Source organism: Pseudarcicella hirudinis, assembly GCF_900115665.1.
Classification (GTDB): domain Bacteria; phylum Bacteroidota; class Bacteroidia; order Cytophagales; family Spirosomataceae; genus Pseudarcicella; species Pseudarcicella hirudinis.
In genome coordinates this window covers 74,735-91,878 of the sequence record NZ_FOXH01000015.1, presented here as the reverse complement: position 1 = coordinate 91,878, position 17,144 = coordinate 74,735, and the positions used below count along the sequence as shown (strand labels likewise).

16 protein-coding genes are annotated in these 17,144 nt (G+C 38.0%); 13 read left to right on the top strand and 3 right to left on the bottom strand.

Translation table 11 applies throughout. The annotated features are described in order from the left end of the window. Positions 1-2 precede the first annotated feature (2 nt). From BM179_RS20630 to BM179_RS20580, 11 genes are all read left to right on the top strand, one after another. Positions 3-656: an NAD-dependent epimerase/dehydratase family protein gene (locus BM179_RS20630; RefSeq protein WP_092019066.1), complete on the top strand. Its 654-nt coding sequence runs from the start codon at positions 3-5 to the stop codon at positions 654-656. Positions 657-670: 14 nt separating this feature from the next. Further along, positions 671-1,078: a hypothetical protein gene (locus BM179_RS20625; protein ID WP_092019065.1), complete on the top strand. Its 408-nt coding sequence runs from the start codon at positions 671-673 to the stop codon at positions 1,076-1,078. A 301-nt stretch (positions 1,079-1,379) separates the two neighbouring features. Further along, positions 1,380-2,219, top strand: a complete 840-nt coding sequence (locus tag BM179_RS20620) for a MotA/TolQ/ExbB proton channel family protein (RefSeq protein ID WP_092019064.1) — start codon at positions 1,380-1,382, stop codon at positions 2,217-2,219. Positions 2,220-2,306: 87 nt separating this feature from the next. Further along, positions 2,307-2,912, top strand: coding sequence for an ExbD/TolR family protein (locus BM179_RS20615; protein WP_092019063.1), 606 nt, complete (start codon positions 2,307-2,309; stop codon positions 2,910-2,912). A gap of 128 nt (positions 2,913-3,040) precedes the next feature. After that, a complete protein-coding gene (locus BM179_RS20610) occupies positions 3,041-3,556 on the top strand; it encodes an ExbD/TolR family protein (RefSeq protein WP_092019062.1) in 516 nt (171 codons plus the stop codon). A 122-nt stretch (positions 3,557-3,678) separates the two neighbouring features. Beyond that, on the top strand, positions 3,679-4,506 hold the full coding sequence (locus tag BM179_RS20605) for an energy transducer TonB (RefSeq protein WP_092019061.1): 828 nt from the start codon (positions 3,679-3,681) through the stop codon (positions 4,504-4,506). Between the two features lie 196 nt (positions 4,507-4,702). Further along, complete coding sequence (locus BM179_RS20600; RefSeq protein WP_092019060.1) at positions 4,703-4,966, top strand: hypothetical protein; 264 nt, start codon at positions 4,703-4,705, stop codon at positions 4,964-4,966. Between the two features lie 57 nt (positions 4,967-5,023). After that, a complete protein-coding gene (locus tag BM179_RS20595; protein WP_092019059.1) occupies positions 5,024-5,968 on the top strand; it encodes a PstS family phosphate ABC transporter substrate-binding protein in 945 nt (314 codons plus the stop codon). A 246-nt stretch (positions 5,969-6,214) separates the two neighbouring features. After that, a complete protein-coding gene (locus BM179_RS20590; protein WP_143095283.1) occupies positions 6,215-7,906 on the top strand; it encodes a tetratricopeptide repeat protein in 1,692 nt (563 codons plus the stop codon). A gap of 161 nt (positions 7,907-8,067) precedes the next feature. Next, positions 8,068-8,841, top strand: coding sequence for an SDR family NAD(P)-dependent oxidoreductase (locus tag BM179_RS20585; RefSeq protein ID WP_092019057.1), 774 nt, complete (start codon positions 8,068-8,070; stop codon positions 8,839-8,841). Between the two features lie 77 nt (positions 8,842-8,918). Then, the gene (locus BM179_RS20580) at positions 8,919-9,803 is read left to right on the top strand and encodes a PPK2 family polyphosphate kinase (protein WP_092019056.1); all 885 of its coding nucleotides are present in this window, start codon (positions 8,919-8,921) and stop codon (positions 9,801-9,803) included. 47 nt (positions 9,804-9,850) lie between these two features. On the opposite strand, the gene BM179_RS20575 is transcribed toward BM179_RS20580, so the two are convergent. Further along, positions 9,851-11,572, bottom strand: coding sequence for a M3 family oligoendopeptidase (locus BM179_RS20575; RefSeq protein WP_092019055.1), 1,722 nt, complete (start codon positions 11,570-11,572; stop codon positions 9,851-9,853). A 48-nt stretch (positions 11,573-11,620) separates the two neighbouring features. On the opposite strand from BM179_RS20575, the gene BM179_RS20570 reads away from it, so the two are divergent. Together BM179_RS20570 and BM179_RS20565 are read left to right on the top strand one after the other, a co-directional pair. After that, positions 11,621-12,910 (top strand): beta-alanine-activating enzyme beta-propeller domain-containing protein, encoded by a 1,290-nt coding sequence (locus BM179_RS20570; protein ID WP_092019054.1) that lies wholly within the window; start codon positions 11,621-11,623, stop codon positions 12,908-12,910. A 201-nt stretch (positions 12,911-13,111) separates the two neighbouring features. Beyond that, entirely contained in the window at positions 13,112-13,660 is a 549-nt protein-coding gene (locus BM179_RS20565) for a hypothetical protein (protein WP_092019053.1), read from the top strand. Between the two features lie 73 nt (positions 13,661-13,733). Here BM179_RS20565 and BM179_RS20560 read toward each other — a convergent pair whose 3' ends face one another. Both BM179_RS20560 and feoB read right to left on the bottom strand, forming a co-directional pair. After that, on the bottom strand, positions 13,734-14,801 hold the full coding sequence (locus tag BM179_RS20560) for a ferredoxin--NADP reductase (RefSeq protein WP_092019052.1): 1,068 nt from the start codon (positions 14,799-14,801) through the stop codon (positions 13,734-13,736). Positions 14,802-14,985: 184 nt separating this feature from the next. Next, entirely contained in the window at positions 14,986-17,115 is a 2,130-nt protein-coding gene (gene feoB, locus BM179_RS20555) for a ferrous iron transport protein B (RefSeq protein ID WP_229632998.1), read from the bottom strand. Positions 17,116-17,144 lie beyond the last annotated feature (29 nt).

The window sequence follows — 17,144 nt, the reverse complement described above, 5'->3', positions numbered from 1 at the left end:
TTATGGAACAATCGAAAACAGCATTAATCATAGGTGCTAACGGACTGATTGGCAACATTTTGCTAATGAATCTTTTAAATGATTCTGCTTATGAAAAAGTGGTCATTCTGGTAAGAAGATCTATGAACATTCAACATGCCAGATTAGTTGAAAAAGTTGTTAATTTTGACAAACTCCTCAGTTCTGATGTAGAGGGGGACGATGTATTCTGCTGCCTTGGGACAACCATCAAAACAGCAGGTTCTCCGGAAGCATTTTACAAAGTTGATTGTACCTATCCTGTGGAAATTGCGCGTATTGCCAGACAAAACGGTGCCAGACAATACGCAATCGTCACAGCAATGGGAGCCAATTCCCGGTCTTCCTTTTTTTATAACAGGGTTAAAGGAGATGTGGAAGAACAAATCAGTAAACTGTCTTATGAAAGCTTATTAATTTTCAGGCCCTCATTATTGCTTGGCAACAGAAAAGAAAAGCGAAGCGGTGAAATTGCTGCAACAATTATTGCCAGAATTGTCAATCCTCTGATGATCGGATTTCTCAGAAAGTATAAAGGAATTGAAGCTGCTAAAGTTGCCCGGGCAATGCAGAAAACTGCCGGACAGCATTTAGCCGGAAAGTATATTTTTGAATCAGATCAGCTACAGGATTTTTAATTTAACATATCACCTTGAATCAACCCGAAAATTTATTCTTACATATTCAGATTGCAGATAATTTTCATGATATTCCTTTCACAGATCCTTATGGAGAGTTGAAGTCGGAATTACCGGATTTTCTGTTTCTGGGTATTGATAACCATTCTGATATTTTCCTTCAGAAAAGCATTTTACAGATTCTTAAAACAGCTCCTCAAAAAATAGTCGCATTTACCTTAATCAGCGAGAGTAAACTGACAACCCTTTTGCCTTTAATAACCGAAATTATCGATAATCAGGAAAGCATATTGCTGATCGTGAATGGTCACAATACTATGCTTGAAAGGATGATTGGAGTCTTTCCTGAAGAGAAAATTCTGAGAAATGTGTCACAATTGGATTATCTATCCTTAGCAATTGCGAAATTTTTAAATAATTAAAAAAAAACTAATCAAAATTACGAAAATTAAGTATTTATACATTTCTATGAAAAATACATCAATTTCTACTCAAAATCCCCAAATTTTATTAAGATAGTACAAACATTATTTTTTGATAACATTTTTTTTTAAAAAAACTTCACAAATTGATTGCAAAAATTGAAGGAGAATTCTGTTACTTTTGTCACTACGTGAAAATGGAAAATTTGAAATTTTCTTTGGTAAAAATTTCAATTACACATTTTTTATTCCTAAAATCACCCAGAAAACATTTTTAACTTAAACCCAAATTACCAAACTAATGAGTACACAACAAGCAAAACCAGCTGCTAAGCCAGCAGCGCCAGCACCAAAAAAGTCAGGAGGTATTCCAGCGGGTCTGATTCTAGTAGCACTTTTCGTTGTAGCCCTTTGTATTTACCTTTTCATCTTTGGTAACGGTTCACACTTTGAAGGAGGAACTAATGATGGACACCCGATCCCAGGTGACTATTTCGGTATCGTTTACAAAGGTGGTCCGATTGTACCAATTCTATTAACTTGTTTCCTTACTGCTTTGACATTCTCTATCGAGCGTCTTTTCACTATCGGAAAAGCTAAAGGTACTGGTGATGTAAACGCATTCGTTCGTAAAGTTCAGGCTTTGCTTGACAAAGATGATGTTGAAGGAGCTTTGAAAGAGTGTGACAAACAAAAAGGTTCAGTAGGAAACGTAACTCAGGCTGCTGTTAAGAAATACAAACAATTAACAACAGACGGTTCTTTGGATAAAGAGCAAAAATTAGCTGCTCTTAGCAAAGAAGTTGAGGAAGCTACTTCATTGGAATTGCCTATGTTGGAGAAAAACCTTACTATTATTGCAACTTTAGCTTCAGTTTCTACCCTTATCGGTCTATTAGGAACGGTAGTTGGTATGATCAAAGCGTTCTCGGCTCTTGGTAACTCAGGAGGTTCTACCGACTCTACTGCTCTTGCAAACGGTATCTCAGAAGCCCTTATCAACACTGCATTAGGTATTGGTACTTCTGCGATCTGTATCATTGCTTATAACTTCTTCACATCTAAAATTGATGAGTTGACTTATAGCGTTGATGAAATTGGTTTGAGCGTTAACCAAAACTACGCTGCTCACCATAATTAATAGTTATTAGTTATTTGTTATTTGTTGGTTTTATCCTAAATCAACATCCTGTAACTCGATAACTCTAACTTAATAACTAACAATATTATGCCAAAAGTTAAAGCCAAAAGACAAAGCGTTTCTCTCGACATGACAGCGATGTGTGACGTGGCGTTCTTGTTGCTGACTTTCTTCATGCTTACAGCTAAATTTAAGCCGGAAGAAGCAGTTTCAATTACTCCTCCATCATCAATTTCAGAGAAGAAACTTGAGGGTTCGAAGGGGCTTATTACTATATCAGTAGGTTCCGATGGAGCCATCTATATGGGAACTGACGATAACAATGCCCGTACTGCAATGTTGGAGAGAATGGCTAACCGCTTCGGTGTAGCTGTGACTGATCAAATGAAGAAGAACTATTATGCTTCTGAAATTGTAGGTTATCCGGCAGGAGCAATGCGTCAGGTTCTTAGTATGAAACCTACCGATGCTAAAAATAAGGGCCTTTTAAAAGGCATTCCTTGCGACTCTGCTAATAACGAATTATTCCTTTGGGTGAGTTATGCAAAACTTGCTAACCCAGAACTAAAGGTAGCTATCAAAGGTGACGGTAACTCTAACTACAAAGTGTTCAACCAGATCGTTGGAACTTTGCAGGAACAGAATATCAACGTATTTCAGTTGATTACCTCTCCGGAAGGTAAACCAAAATAACAATGTTGTACTCAGTAGTTTCAAACCTTGTCTTTCTTTGAGAGGCAAGGTCTCTTTCTCACTGAGAACAATTCAGATGAAAGTTGTTTTGAACAACTTTATTTCGAAAAACTAAAACCCCAGAAAACATGGCAGAAATAGATCAGTCCGGTGGGGGCAAAAAAGGTGGTAAGAAACGTAGTAAGAAAGCGTCAACCAAAATTGACATGACACCAATGGTGGACTTAGGCTTTCTTTTGATTACTTTCTTCATGCTGACAACTACTTTGTCGAAGCCCGTAACGATGCAATTGAATATGCCTGACAAGACGGATACCAAAGAGACTTCTCCAGTGAAGTTATCTGAGACGCTGACAGTAATTCCTGACGAAAAAGGTATTTATTATTATCAGGGTATTCCAACCGAGGCAGGTACTAAATTAGAGAAAACAAACTATTCTAAGGACGGAATCAGAGCGGTATTATTTGATTTCAAAAAACGTATCGGTAATAACTTTACTATCGTAATTAAACCTTCTAAAGGAGCTAAATACAAAAACATTGTTGATTTCCTTGACGAGTGTGCAATTACAGATAATAAAAGATATGCGATTTTGGAAATTGACCCGGATACTGAAGCATTGATTAAGCGTTCAGGTTTGTAAAATTTCAAAGAGAAAATATAAAAACTAATAAAATAGTTTGAAAACTAAATAAATAGTTTTATATTCGTTCAAGAAATAAGAATCTAATTAGAAGATTTTAACAATATTAATTTTAAAGAATTATGTCAGAAGTAATAAGCTCTAATGCAACACTGGACGACATTATTTTCAAAGATAAGAACAAAGCTTATGGCGCTTATCTTTTGAGATCGACGTATCCACGTGTAATTACGAGGTCTGTATTGCTGGGGGCATTTCTGTTCACTGGTGCTTTGGCGCTGGCTTTCTTCTGGAAGCAATTGACAGCGTTTAGCAAAGAGAAAACCGAAGTGACCGCCGAGGTAATGAAAATAGACCAGCCACCACCACAGAAACAAAAGGTTGAGTTGCCACCACCTCCACCGCCGCCGCCACCAAAAGAGATTCCGAAAGTGACGACGACGAAATTCTTACCTCCTGAGATCAAGCATGATGAAGAGGTAACGAAACCGGAGCCTCCACCAGAGGAAGTAAAAGGTAACACTGCCAACGAAACTGTAAAAGGTGAAACTGAAACTTACGAGCCACCAGTTGACCCGGATGCAAAAGGAAAAGAAGAAGCTCCTGTTGAACCACCTAAGCCGGTTGAAGAAGAAATCTTTACAGCGGTAGAACAACAAGCTGAATTCCCTGGCGGAAACGCTGCTTTTGGTAAGTTCTTATCGAAAAACCTTAAGTACCCTTCTGCTGCTCAGAGAGCTAACGTTTCAGGTAGAGTATATGTACAGTTCGTTGTTAACACCGATGGTTCGATTCAGGACGTTCAGGTTTTGAAATCTGTAGGTTTCGGTTGTGATGAAGAAGCTGTACGTGTAATTAAAACTGTACCAAAATGGACTCCTGGTAAACAATCAGGTCGTCCGGTACGTTCAAGATTTACAGTACCTATCAACTTCGTGTTGTCGGAGTAATTCTGAACTATGTACAAACCCATAACAAACCTGTCAGGAATTTAAGTACTGGCAGGTTTCATTTTTCTAAGTTGACCGGATTTTTCAGATTTCAGTACTTTATCCGGTTCCCGTGGTTTCAGGATTACATCAGAAAACCACACTTATTTACATCATTAACAAATTTTGTATTTCGGTTAAATACCGTTTTTAAAAAATGCCTAAAACAATATTTGCAATTATCAATGTTTTGATGGCGCTTTCTTATGCCTTCATGGGTTTGTTCCTGATAATCTTTCCGGAATCATACTTTGCCCAGATGGTATTGCCCTCAACAACCTGGGCTTATGCTTTAGGGGGGCTGTTAGTAATATATGGTTGTTTCAGAGCCTGGAGAGTATATCAGAAACTCAAAGGGGAGGACGATGATGAGGATGAACAACAGGAGTACCGTTATTACGACGGGAAAAAAGGATTATAGAACATTATAAGGAAATTAATTCAGGTTATTCAATTTGTTCTAAAAACTATTCGGGAAATGGAAGTTCTAAAAAAAATATCGATATTATCAATTGCCGGAATAATGTTTTCATGCGGAGGAAACAATAATTCCAAAGACCTTGATACCCCGGCAAAAGGAGACATTATAGTTGCTGTAGACGAATCGTTCAAACCGATTATTGACGCCGAGAAAACCGCATTTATGGAAATGTATAAGTACACTAAAATAAATGCCGTTTATAAACCCGAAAACGAAGCTATTGCGGATATGCTAAATGATAAGGCCCGCATTGCCGTAGTAACCCGGGAGCTCAACGAGAAAGAGAAAAAAATCTTTACAGACCAGCAGATTTCATATAGAAGTTACAGGATTGCAGCAGATGGAATTGCGTTAATTACTAACAAAAGCAATCAGGATACGCTTATCAGCGTTAATGATTTGGAAGCCCTGATGAAAGGTACCAAAAAGAAATGGTCTGATATCGTTCAGGGAGGTTCCGGCGAAGATGTGGTATTAGTATTTGATAATATCAACTCAAGCAATCTTACCTTTCTGATGAACAAATTCGGTATTTCTACAAAGGCTAAAATACCTATTTATGCTGCAAAATCGAATCAGGAAGTTATTGAGTATGTTAAAACCCATTCTAATGCTATTGGTGTAATCGGCAATAACTGGGTAAGTGATGGTGACGATCCCGCTTCGCTGGGGTTCATCAGAAGTATAAATGTCATGTCTGTGACAGAAGCAAAAAATCCCCGTAAAGAGGATTATTACCAACCATTCGGATATAACCTGGCCCTGAAAAAATACCCTTTAAGAAGAGAAATCCGAGGAATTCTGAAAGAAGCTCATATGGGTCTGGGAACCGGTTTTATCAATTATATGTGTGGTGATGCCGGACAACTGATTGCCTTAAAAGGCGGTCTGATTCCTCTGACAAGACCAATTAATATTCGTCCTGTACAGATTAATAATTAGGAAATCGAAAAAGATTTTTTATATATTAGTTACAGAAATTAATATTTTTGAATGAAAAATCAATCAGGATAGATTCGTGCAAAATTTTAATGCTTTTTTACAATTTTTATAATTAATTTTGTGTTTTATCAACAATCTCCAAAATTATTGATGAAATAAATTCAAGAAGAAAAAAATAACTGTTTTCCTAATCTTATCTTTTAATAAAACTAAAAAACTATTTTTTCAATTAACCCGATTAAGAAGATGAACGTGAAGATGAAATCTCTGTTGGTGGCTGTGGGTTTATTGTTTGTTAGTGTGGCGCAGGCACAGACTATTCAAGCAGGTTTGGCTCAGTTGGATGGTGACCAACCAAGTAAAGCAAAAGCAACATTTGAAGGCTTGGCTAATTCAGCGCCGAATGCTGAAAACCTATTTTATCTCGGCTATTATCAATTGCGTACCGGTGACTACAATGCTGCAAAAGCTACCTTTGAAAAAGGTCTGGCTGCTGATCCTAAAAACCCTCTCAACAGCGTGGGCTTAGGGACTATTCAGGTGGCAAATAAAAATGTTGCTGCGGCTAAAGTAACTTTTGATAAAATCCTTGCCGATACCAAATCAAAAAATGCTGATGTTCTGGCTAAAATTGCTGAGGCTTATGTGATGTTTTATGACAACACAAAAGAAGAAGGTTTCAACAAAGGAAATAATGATCCGGGTGAAGCTATCAGATTATTGGATCTGATTCCTGAAAAAGCGAAAAAAGCGCTTACTGCTGATAACCTGATTGTTAAAGGAGATGCATTCCTTATCAAAAACGATGGAGGACCTGCTGTAAGTGCTTACGAACAAGCTTTATTGCTTGATCCGAAAAGCGCTAAAGCTAAAGTTAAAATCGGGATTGTTTACTTAAGAGGTAAAAACTATAAGGAAGCTCAGGCAAGATACAAAGAGTCTATCGAAACGGATTCTAACTATGCTCCGGGCTATAAGCGTTATGGTGAGTATTTCATCATCGGGTCTCAATATAAAAATGCTTCTAAGTATTTCAGAAAGTATCTGGAGAAAGCTGATGCAACTCCACAGGTTTTATTGGAAACAGCTAAATTGTTGTTCCTTTCTAAAGACTATGAAGGTGCGATGAAATTTACTCAGCAAGCTGAAGCAGGAGGAATTAAAGACAATGATATCTTCCGTATGAAAGGCTGGAGTAACATTGAATTAGGAAATGCTCAGCTTGGTATCGAAAACCTTGAACAAATGATCAAAGCAGGTGTAAAACCTTACCCTACTGATAACTTGTATTTTGGTAAAGGATACCAGTCTCTTGGTAAAGATTCGATTGCGTTAACTTACTACGAACAAGCCGCTCCGTTTGATACGCTTAATAACCTTAACATCAATATCCACGATATTAAATATAAGGAGAAGAAATTTAAAGAGGCAGCTGCTGCTACTGCAAAAGCTATCAAGTGGAAAGAAGCTAAAAAAGAACGTGTTTTAAGTAATGATTACTTTACTTTAGGCCGTGATTATTACTTCACAGGAGCTTACCTTCCTAAAGAGGATACATTAGGCAGATACGAAGCTGGTATGAAAGCTGATACTGCTCTTGCCGGTGCTATCGGTGTTAACGATAAATTCGCTCCATTCTACCTGTGGAGAGCCAGAGCAAATTCATTGGCCGACTATAATAACACAAAATGGTCAGCTGTTCCTTATTACCAACAGTATCTGACTGTGGTAGATTTTGCCAAAGTTGATAAAAATACGCTTTTCGAAGCTTATAAATATCTTGGTGGCCACCAATTGACTGTTGTTAAAGATAGTGCTAAAGCACAGGAATACTTTAACAAAGCGCTGGAGATCAAACCGGATGATCCAACTATTAAGGAGTATCTTGAAGCAACAACTACTCCGGCTACTGCCTCACCTGCAAAACCTAAAAAATAGGTCTGAGGATCCAGATAAAACAGAAAAGCTCTGCCTTCCGGCAGAGCTTTTCTGTTTTATCTGGATCACGGGGAATGTTAAAATTGGCCATTTGGCTATTTAAAAAGCCAAAAAACCTTAACTTTAAAATCTAATCAGAAACTAATATTATAAAATCAAATATGTCATACGCATTAGTAACCGGTGCAAGTAAAGGTATCGGAAAGGAAATAGCAGCAGAACTTGCCAGAAGAAATTTTGACTTATTGTTAGTAGCACGTTCAGAAAGTCTTTTACAAGAAGTCTCTGAAGAAATCCTGAAAACTGAGAAAGTAAAAATCAATTATCTCACAGCAGATCTTTCTGAGCCGAATGTAGCTGAAAAAGTTTACGCCTGGGTAGAACGTGAAGGATATGCCGTCTCTGCGCTGGTTAATAATGCAGGATATGGATTAGTCGGAAATTTTGACGGCTATAGTCTGGAAGAAAACCGAAATATGATGCAGCTGAATATGATCACCCTAACAGAAATGTGTCATAAATTCCTTCCCCTTCTGAAGAAACAAAAACAGGGTTATATCATGAATATCGCGAGTTCAACAGCTTATCAGGCTCTTCCGCTTATGAGTGTTTATGCCGCGACAAAAGTATACGTCCTGAATTTTACAAGAGGGCTAAGCTACGAACTGAGAAACACCTCAGTTTCTGCTACAGTAATCAGTCCCGGTGCTACAGATACAAATTTCAATGACAGAGCCAATCTGGGAGATAATGCCAGAAATGCTGCTGCTAAAGTTTCAATGACCCCTAAAGACGTAGCCAGAATTTCTGTTGATGCAATGCTTGCTAAAAAGACGGAAGTAATACCAGGCCTTGTTAATAAACTCGGAGCCTTTCTTGCCTGGATCGCACCAAAAGCTTTAACTGAAAAGGTAGCAGCTGATATTTACAAATAACAGATCTTATTCAGGTAAAACCATAAAGTATCCGGCTTGTTCATCTACTGAAACAATTTCCTAAAACCATTGATTCTATGAGTATTAAATTTGATGACTTTGAATTTAAAGGAGATACTAAATTCAATATAAAAGACGCTCCTACCAAGGTAAAGGATCTTTACAAAAATGATGAAGATTATCAGGTTTTGCTGAGCGAATACCATAAGAAAATAGATGCCCTGCAAAGCATGATGTATGCGCATGACCGTTATGGCATGCTTCTTATTTTTCAGGCTTCAGATGCAGCAGGGAAAGATGGAACCATCAAAGCGGTATTTTCAGGTATTAATCCAGCCGGAGTAAGTGTACATAGTTTTAAAAGGCCGAATGATGAAGAACTGGAACATGATTTCATGTGGAGAAATATGTTGAAAATGCCCAAGCGGGGTATGTTAACTGTATTTAACCGCTCTTATTATGAAGAGGTTTTAGTTGTTAAGGTCCACCCTGAAATCCTGAAACAATCTCAACGGATTCCGGAAGAATTAACAGAAGATCCGGAGAAAATCTGGCAGCATCGGTATGAAGACATTTCAAATTATGAAAAATTCTCACATAGAAATGGCACAAGGATTATTAAATTCTTTTTACATGTTTCCAAGAAAGAACAGGGAGAACGGTTAATTGAAAGAATACAAGATCCAACAAAAAACTGGAAGTTTGAAGAGGGTGACGTTAAGGAAAGGGAATACTGGAAAGAATACCAGAAAGCTTATGAGGAAATGATTAATCAAACAGCTTCAAAAAACGCTCCCTGGTATGTTGTTCCGGCCGACGATAAAAAGAATATGCGTCTGATTGTCGCTCAGATTATTCTCTCACATCTGGAAAGTCTGAAAATGAATTACCCGGAACCGGATGAAGCCAGGCATCAGGCGCTTCTCGGTCTTATTGAAACCATAAAGAAACAAGAAGAATAAATACAAAGGGTTGAGAAAAAAATGAAAATTCTCAACCCTTTGTCATATTAATATAATTTTGCCAGCTCAGCTCTGACAAAATTCATCAAAGAAGCAATATGTTCTTTAGAGAAATCAAAAGGAATATTGGCGGTAGCATAAATTTCTCCCATTGGTTTGGTATAACCTAATTTGAGGGCATTCAGGTATCCTTCCAGCCCTTTTTCAGGGTTTTCTTTATAATTTTTCCAAACACCAACCGCTCCTAACTGAGCAATGCCGTATTCTACATAATAGAATGGGACTTCAAAGATATGGAGTTGTTTTTGCCAGATATTAGCTTTGTGATCCTCCAGACCTGACCAATCAGTTATGCTGTCTGAAAACTTAGCATAAATTTCAACCCAGGCTGTTTTTCTATCTTCTACAGAATGGGTTGGATTTTCATACAACCAGTGCTGAAATTTATCAACCGTTGCCACCCAGGGAAGTGTATCAATGATATCTTCAAGATGTTTAATTTTAGCACGCTTCAAATCCTCCTCATTTTCGAAGAAAACATTCCAGTAATCCATTGTAATCAGCTCCATCGACATTGATGCCAACTCAGCTACTTCAGAAGGTACATTTCTGAAAGTATTAAGCATTAAGTCCTTCGTTACAATCGAATGAACAGCATGTCCTCCTTCATGCAGAAGCGTGATCATATCACGAACCTGAGAAGCTGCATTCATGAAAATAAACGGAAAACCGGATTCCTCCAATGGATAATTATACCCTCCGGGATTCTTTCCCTTACGAGACTCAAGGTCAAACCGATCCATCCGACGCATTACCTTTAAGCAATCTGCCAGAAAAGGATCCAGATTATTAAAACACTCAATCGTTTTATTCAGTAAATCCTCTCCGGTCGTGAAAGGTTTTAAGCCCGGACGGTTCTGAGGATCGACAGCTTTATCCCAGGGTCTCAACGCTGAAACGCCCAATGCTTTCTTTCTTTCAAGAGCTGTTTCATTCATTAACGGAACAATTGTTTCTGCAACAGCTTCATGAAAATCAAAACAATCCTGCGGTGTGTAGTCAAAACGTCCCATCGCAGCAAACATGTAATCTCTGTAATTCTGAAAACCCGCATTTTGTGCAATTTGATGTCTTAAAGCAATCAGTTTTGACAACAATTCATCAAGCTCTGTCTGGTTTTCCAATCTTCTGCTCCAGATCTTACGATAAATCTCTTCACGTAAACTACGATCCGGGTTTTCTAATAAAGCAGCAGCCTGTGAAAGCGTTTTTTCCTCTCCGTCAACAGTTACCATCATCGCTCCGGTAATTGCGCCGTATTGAGTTTGAAGCGTCTGCATTTCAGTGAATAAAGGAATGTTCTCTTCTCTGAAAATTTCGATAGCACGCTTCATTCCTCTGATGGTAATATCAAAACCCGTAGCCTTCAGTTCCCCCAAATAAGGACTTTCTACTACTTTTTTATTCAAAGCATCTTCATAAACTGAAGTATGTGGCATGATCTCAACTACAAACTGCTGATACGATTTTACCAGTTCTTCATTTGCATTGTCACACGACATTTTTATGTATCTCCAGGCAAGGTTTTCAGACAAATAACTTTCCAGTTCCGAACGATCAGAGAAGAGTTTCTGCAAATCATCTGCATTATCAATTTGTCTGTCTTTCAGATTCTCATAAAAATGTTGAACACTTTCCCAATTGGTAAGAACAAAATCAGCTCCTAAGAATTCCCGGATTTTAGGGCTTGTATTTATAGTTTCAGTCATTGATTTTTCGTTATTTATTAAAATCCTATTATCACAAAAGTAAATAAAATGACTAACTTTACTGCAAATCAGTCAACACTAAAGTTGGCAAAAATCTGCCTTAATTCAGGTACAGATTCCAGGCAAAGTTCTTCTTTACCCATTAAAAGACGGAAATGGCAAAATCGTCGTTATCTACACTCAAGCAAATCAGATCTCAATAACCTTTTCGTCAAAATGTTCAGAAAAATTACCTTTATTGTCATTAGTTCCCTAATCTCCTTATCTCTTTATAACTGCAGCTCAGAAGGGGATAGCCCCGTTAAATTTAATACCCAGCCCTTTGCCTATGTCACCAGTACAGACAAGTCACTTTATGCTTTTAACGGTACAACAGGTGCAATGCTATGGTCATTTGCTGCATCTGACTCCATATTTTCCGATCCTTTAGTCTATAATGGCACTGTTTATATTGCCAGTCTTGACAGTAATGTTTATGCCCTGAATGCCTTAACTGGTGTAATCAGGTGGCAATTCAAAACCAGCAGTCCTTTAAAAACGAATATTGCTGTTAATAATGTCCAACGACTACTTCATTTTGCCAGTTATGACAGTTTATATACACTTGATGCTTTTAGCGGGGTGAAGCTATGGTCAAAATCCTTCAATAACCGAAATTATACTTGTCCTGTCACCAATGACAGTCTGCTTTTTATCGGAGGAAAAGACAATATTCTATATGCATTTAACGCGAAAAACGGGAATAAAATCTGGTCCAGAGAACAAACCATTATTTCGCCTTCAACAAGTCTGAATCTCAGTGGTAATCTGATTTATCTTTCCAGCTCTGACCACAATATCTATGCGCTTGATACTTTGAACGGTACCCAGAAATGGAAATTTACGACAGGTGGCTCTGTTAATTCTACGCCGGTGGTACAATCCGGTATTCTATACATCGGAAGCACAGATAAAAATGTTTACGCCATTGATGCCAAAACCGGAAATAAAAAATGGTCCTTTCCTTTGGGAGATGTTACCTATTCAAGTCCGACGATTGCAAACGGGATAGTATATATCGGTTGTAATGACATGAATATTTATGCTTTAAATGCCAGTACAGGAGAAAAAGTCTGGACATTTCAGGCAGAAGGTCCTATTGTTTCCAGTCCTACAGTTTCAGACGATCTGCTTTATTTTGGAAGTGTTGACAAAGGGTTGTATGTTTTGGATGCCAAAACCGGAAAAAGAATCTGGTCATATTTTACGTTAAGCAGGATTTTATCCAGCCCAAGTGTTATTGATAAAAACGGGAAAGTTCATAATTTCAAAAACAGCGACTTGTCTTCACCCCTGTAAAACCAGGATAATTCACACATTTACAGCTCCTTAAACTAAACTCTTTTCACCATAAACTACCCTCAGAAAAGAGCTCTCAAACATTAACAAATCATTAACAGAGTGCCTTGTAATACCCTTGAATTTTATAGCGTTAATATGTCAAAAGAAGCAAAGAATCACAAAATGCTGTCTTCATAATAACCTTAAAATTCCAATATCATGAAAAGCAAAGTATTTTTTTTAGTGATCGCAGCCTTGGGCGTAATTGGTACAGTGAAGGCTCAAAATAACAGAGATTATCAAGACAGAAGAGATTATCAGGATAACAGAGACTATCAGCAAAACAGACAGGATTATCCACGAGATCGCAGCTATAATAATGATGATTTATATGCCCGCTGTCAGGGAAACCCTTATGGGAATTATGCATTTGATGACCGAAATCCCTTCGATACCAGAAGCCGGTATTATGATCCACAAAACCCCTTTGACCCACGTCCGGTTTATATAGCAAACCGCCATGGTCGCTGGAATGAATGGGATTACAGAAATACTGCTTCACCATATGATTTCTGTGATAATCGCCGTCGCTGGGCAGACAGATATTACCCTGTAGATCCAAGAAATCCATATGATATCAGAAACCGTTATCAAAGCTATGGATACAATCAGCCTTCAAGAGTAATTGTAGTCCCTGCTCCTGCCCCTCCGAGAGTTGTATATGCTCCGAGAGGATACGGTTACTACCGTCATCACAGAGGCTGGTAAATCTAATACCCAAAGAGGCTGTTTCAGAACAAAATTCTGAAACAGCCTCTTTGTAATACTTAATAAATTATTTCTATTCTATCTCGATAACTACGCCAGATGTCTTAGGATGAGATACACAGGTAAGAATATATCCGTTCTTAATTTCATTGTCTGTCAGACCATCTTCCTCGTCCATCTGTACTTTTCCTGACAAACATTTCCCCATACAGGCAGTACACATTCCGGCCTGACATGAATACGGCAGATCAATATCATCTCTCAAGGCTGCATCAAGAATGGTTTCATGAGGTTTTACCAATACCTGATAATCATTTCCCTCATATTGAATGGTAACCATTTGCTCTTTCAGACCTCCGCCTTCTTCTTCATCTTCCACAATTCCTTTATGGTCGTGGGCTGAAGTAAATAATTCCTTATGAATATTTTCTAAAGGCACATCAAACAATTTCAAAGCTGCCTCAATCTGATGCATCATTTCTTCCGGACCACACATGTAGTATTCCGCTCCCGGAATATTGATTCCCAGCTCCTGCTTCAGAAAAAACACTGCTGACGCTTCATTAATTCTACTTTTGTAACCTACCCAGGTATGGCTTGGCTGAGAAAGTACATGAACAACTTTTAAACGGCCCTGATATCCCAACTCCAATTGCTCAAGTTGTTTTCTGAATATAATATTTTCTTCATTTCTTGAACCGTAAATCAAATGCACTTTGGTATTCTGTTCTACAGCAAGTACAGATTTAAGAATTGACATCAATGGTGTGATACCGGAACCGGCCCCGAACATTACAATTTCTCTGTATCTCGTCGGATTAGGTTCAATGATAAAATGTCCCATTGGTTCCATTACTTCAATAGCATCTCCTTCTTTAACGCTTTCACATAAATAATTGGAAACAAGACCATTTGGAACTCTCTTAACCGTTACGGCAATTGATGCATCTTTATTAGGAGAAGAAGACATAGAATAACTTCTTCTGACTTTCTGCCCGTTGATAACAGGTATTAATGTTAGAAATTGACCTGGTTTATAGCTTATTGCCTGATGAATCGGATGCCAGAATGAAATTGTAACCGTATCAGGTGTTTCTTTAATGACTTCTTTAACAGTGAGATGATAATATTTTGCACTCATTGATTCTTAGATTTTTTATAATTTTCAAAACGAAAACTGTCTTGACCTTCCCGGGAAAAATTAAAGCACAAATTTACCCCTCTGTATCGTAACGAACTACAAAACAGAAAGTTTTCTTTTAAAAAGTAAAATCTCAGGGAAAATTTTACAGAGTGCTTTTCCCGGAAACACTCTGTAAATCATTTTATTTTAGAATCTGATAAACCAGAAATGCAGACAAATAAGCCAGTGCTGTCATATAAACAAATTGAATGACAGGATATTTCCAGGATTTTGTTTCCCGAAGGGTAGTAGCGAGTGTACTCATACACTGCATAGCAAAAGCATAAAAAATAAGTAATGAAAATCCTAAAGCAGCATCATACATTGGCTTACCGGTATCAGGATTAATCTCTGCTTTCATACGGTTTTTAATCGTAGCATTCTCATCATCAACTTCACCTCCAAGGCTATAAATTGTTGACATCGTACCAACAAATACCTCTCTGGCTGCGAAAGATGTGATTAAAGCAATACCTATTTTCCAATCGTAACCCAGGGGTTTAATTACCGGTTCAATCGTTTTTCCGAAAAGTCCGGCGTATGAATTTTCAAGTTTCTGCGATGCTACTTTATTTTCAAGCGCATGCCCCTGAAGATCCGGATTTTCCATTCTTACTTTGCTTTCAGCTCTTTCAATCGCATCGCCGGGCCCATAACTTGCCAGAACCCACAAAACAATTGAAATCGCCACAATAACTTTACCTGCCTGAAATACAAAAGCTTTTACAGAATTCCAGATAGAAAGAAATACGTGGTTAAACCTTGGTGCTTTATAAGTTGGCAGCTCCATGATGAAATAACTTCTCTCACGGGCTTTCAACACAATTTTCATTATCCAGGCAGAAAGAATAGCCATAAGAAAACCTATCAGATACAGACCGAAAAGGGCTAGTCCCTGAAGGTTAAAAATACCGAAAAGCGTACTTTTTTCAGGAACAACCAATGAAATCAAAATAGTATAAATCGGCAAACGTGCAGAACAAGACATCAGAGGGGTAACCATAATGGTAATCAGCCTGTCTTTCCAGGAACCAATACTTCTTGTACTCATAATAGCCGGAACCGCGCAAGCCACTCCTGAGATAAGCGGCACAACAGATTTACCATTCAGGCCAAACCGTCTCATCAGTTTGTCCATAATAAACATTACCCTCGACATATATCCTGTTTCTTCCAACAAGGAAATAAAAAGGAAAAGAAAAGCAATCTGAGGTACGAAAATTAACACGCCGCCAATTCCGGAGATTAACCCGTCAGTCAGTAAATCAGTGAGTTTACTGGCAGGAAGCTGTTCTTTCAGAAAATCATTTAACCAGGCAATTCCACCATCAATGGCATCCATCGGATATTGCGCCCAGGTAAATACAGCCTGGAACATCAGGAATAAGATTCCTAAAAAGACAAAATATCCCCAGAAACGATGAAGGAACACTTTATCCAGTTTTTCTGTCCAGGTACTTTCAGGTTCCTGCTCATTCTGGTTATTAACATCTATAACGCAGTGATCTACAACATCAGCAATTTGTTCGTATCGTTTAACCGTTTCAAGTGCCTGAAATTCCTTGGAATTGAAATTGTATTTTTCCTGTAAATTATCAAAACCAACCCGTTGTTGGGTATCAAACATTTTCATATTATCATGTTCACTTAACCAAAGTAAAGCATGATAATCATCCACCTCTCCATAAGTAGTTCTGATTTCATCTACCAGTTCCTCACTATAACCAACAGGTAATGAATCATTTGAGGCATATTTTGTTTCAAGCGTTTTATTAACTGCCAGCCTCAGTCCATTTACACCGATTCCTTTTTTAGCATTTACTTCAGCAACTTCGACACTTAACTCACGGCCGAGTTTCAGGGAATTTATAACAATTCCATTACTTTCTGCCACATCAATCATGTTGAGTGCCAAAACAGTAGGAATGCCAAGATCTCTTACCTGAGAAAAAAGGAGTAAGTTCCTTTTGAGGTTAGAAGCATCAGCAACCACAATGGCCATATCAGGATAATCCGGATGATTGGGATTACCTAAAATATTGATAACAACCTGTTCATCAAGCGATTTCGGATAAATGCTGTATATTCCGGGCAAGTCAAGCACCTCGGCATTTGTTTCCGGATCAAGTTTCCAAACTCCTGTAAGTTTGTCCATTGTTACACCCGGGAAGTTTCCAGTTTTCTGTCTTAAACCTGTAAGGCTGTTAAACAGTGAGGATTTCCCTGCATTTGGGTTTCCGATAAGTGCTATTTTAGGGGATTTCTTTTTCAATTTTCAATTAATGAACTATCAAAAGTAAT

Coding starts and splice junctions, on each gene's coding strand:
- BM179_RS20630 (WP_092019066.1), top strand. CDS start 3: ATGGAACAATCGAAAACAGCATTAATCATAGGTGCTAACGGACTGATT.
- BM179_RS20580 (WP_092019056.1), top strand. CDS start 8,919: ATGAGTATTAAATTTGATGACTTTGAATTTAAAGGAGATACTAAATTC.
- BM179_RS20585 (WP_092019057.1), top strand. CDS start 8,068: ATGTCATACGCATTAGTAACCGGTGCAAGTAAAGGTATCGGAAAGGAA.
- BM179_RS20595 (WP_092019059.1), top strand. CDS start 5,024: ATGGAAGTTCTAAAAAAAATATCGATATTATCAATTGCCGGAATAATG.
- BM179_RS20575 (WP_092019055.1), bottom strand. CDS start 11,572: ATGACTGAAACTATAAATACAAGCCCTAAAATCCGGGAATTCTTAGGA.
- BM179_RS20620 (WP_092019064.1), top strand. CDS start 1,380: ATGAGTACACAACAAGCAAAACCAGCTGCTAAGCCAGCAGCGCCAGCA.
- BM179_RS20590 (WP_143095283.1), top strand. CDS start 6,215: ATGAACGTGAAGATGAAATCTCTGTTGGTGGCTGTGGGTTTATTGTTT.
- BM179_RS20600 (WP_092019060.1), top strand. CDS start 4,703: ATGCCTAAAACAATATTTGCAATTATCAATGTTTTGATGGCGCTTTCT.
- BM179_RS20605 (WP_092019061.1), top strand. CDS start 3,679: ATGTCAGAAGTAATAAGCTCTAATGCAACACTGGACGACATTATTTTC.
- BM179_RS20560 (WP_092019052.1), bottom strand. CDS start 14,801: ATGAGTGCAAAATATTATCATCTCACTGTTAAAGAAGTCATTAAAGAA.
- BM179_RS20565 (WP_092019053.1), top strand. CDS start 13,112: ATGAAAAGCAAAGTATTTTTTTTAGTGATCGCAGCCTTGGGCGTAATT.
- BM179_RS20570 (WP_092019054.1), top strand. CDS start 11,621: ATGACTAACTTTACTGCAAATCAGTCAACACTAAAGTTGGCAAAAATC.
- BM179_RS20615 (WP_092019063.1), top strand. CDS start 2,307: ATGCCAAAAGTTAAAGCCAAAAGACAAAGCGTTTCTCTCGACATGACA.
- BM179_RS20610 (WP_092019062.1), top strand. CDS start 3,041: ATGGCAGAAATAGATCAGTCCGGTGGGGGCAAAAAAGGTGGTAAGAAA.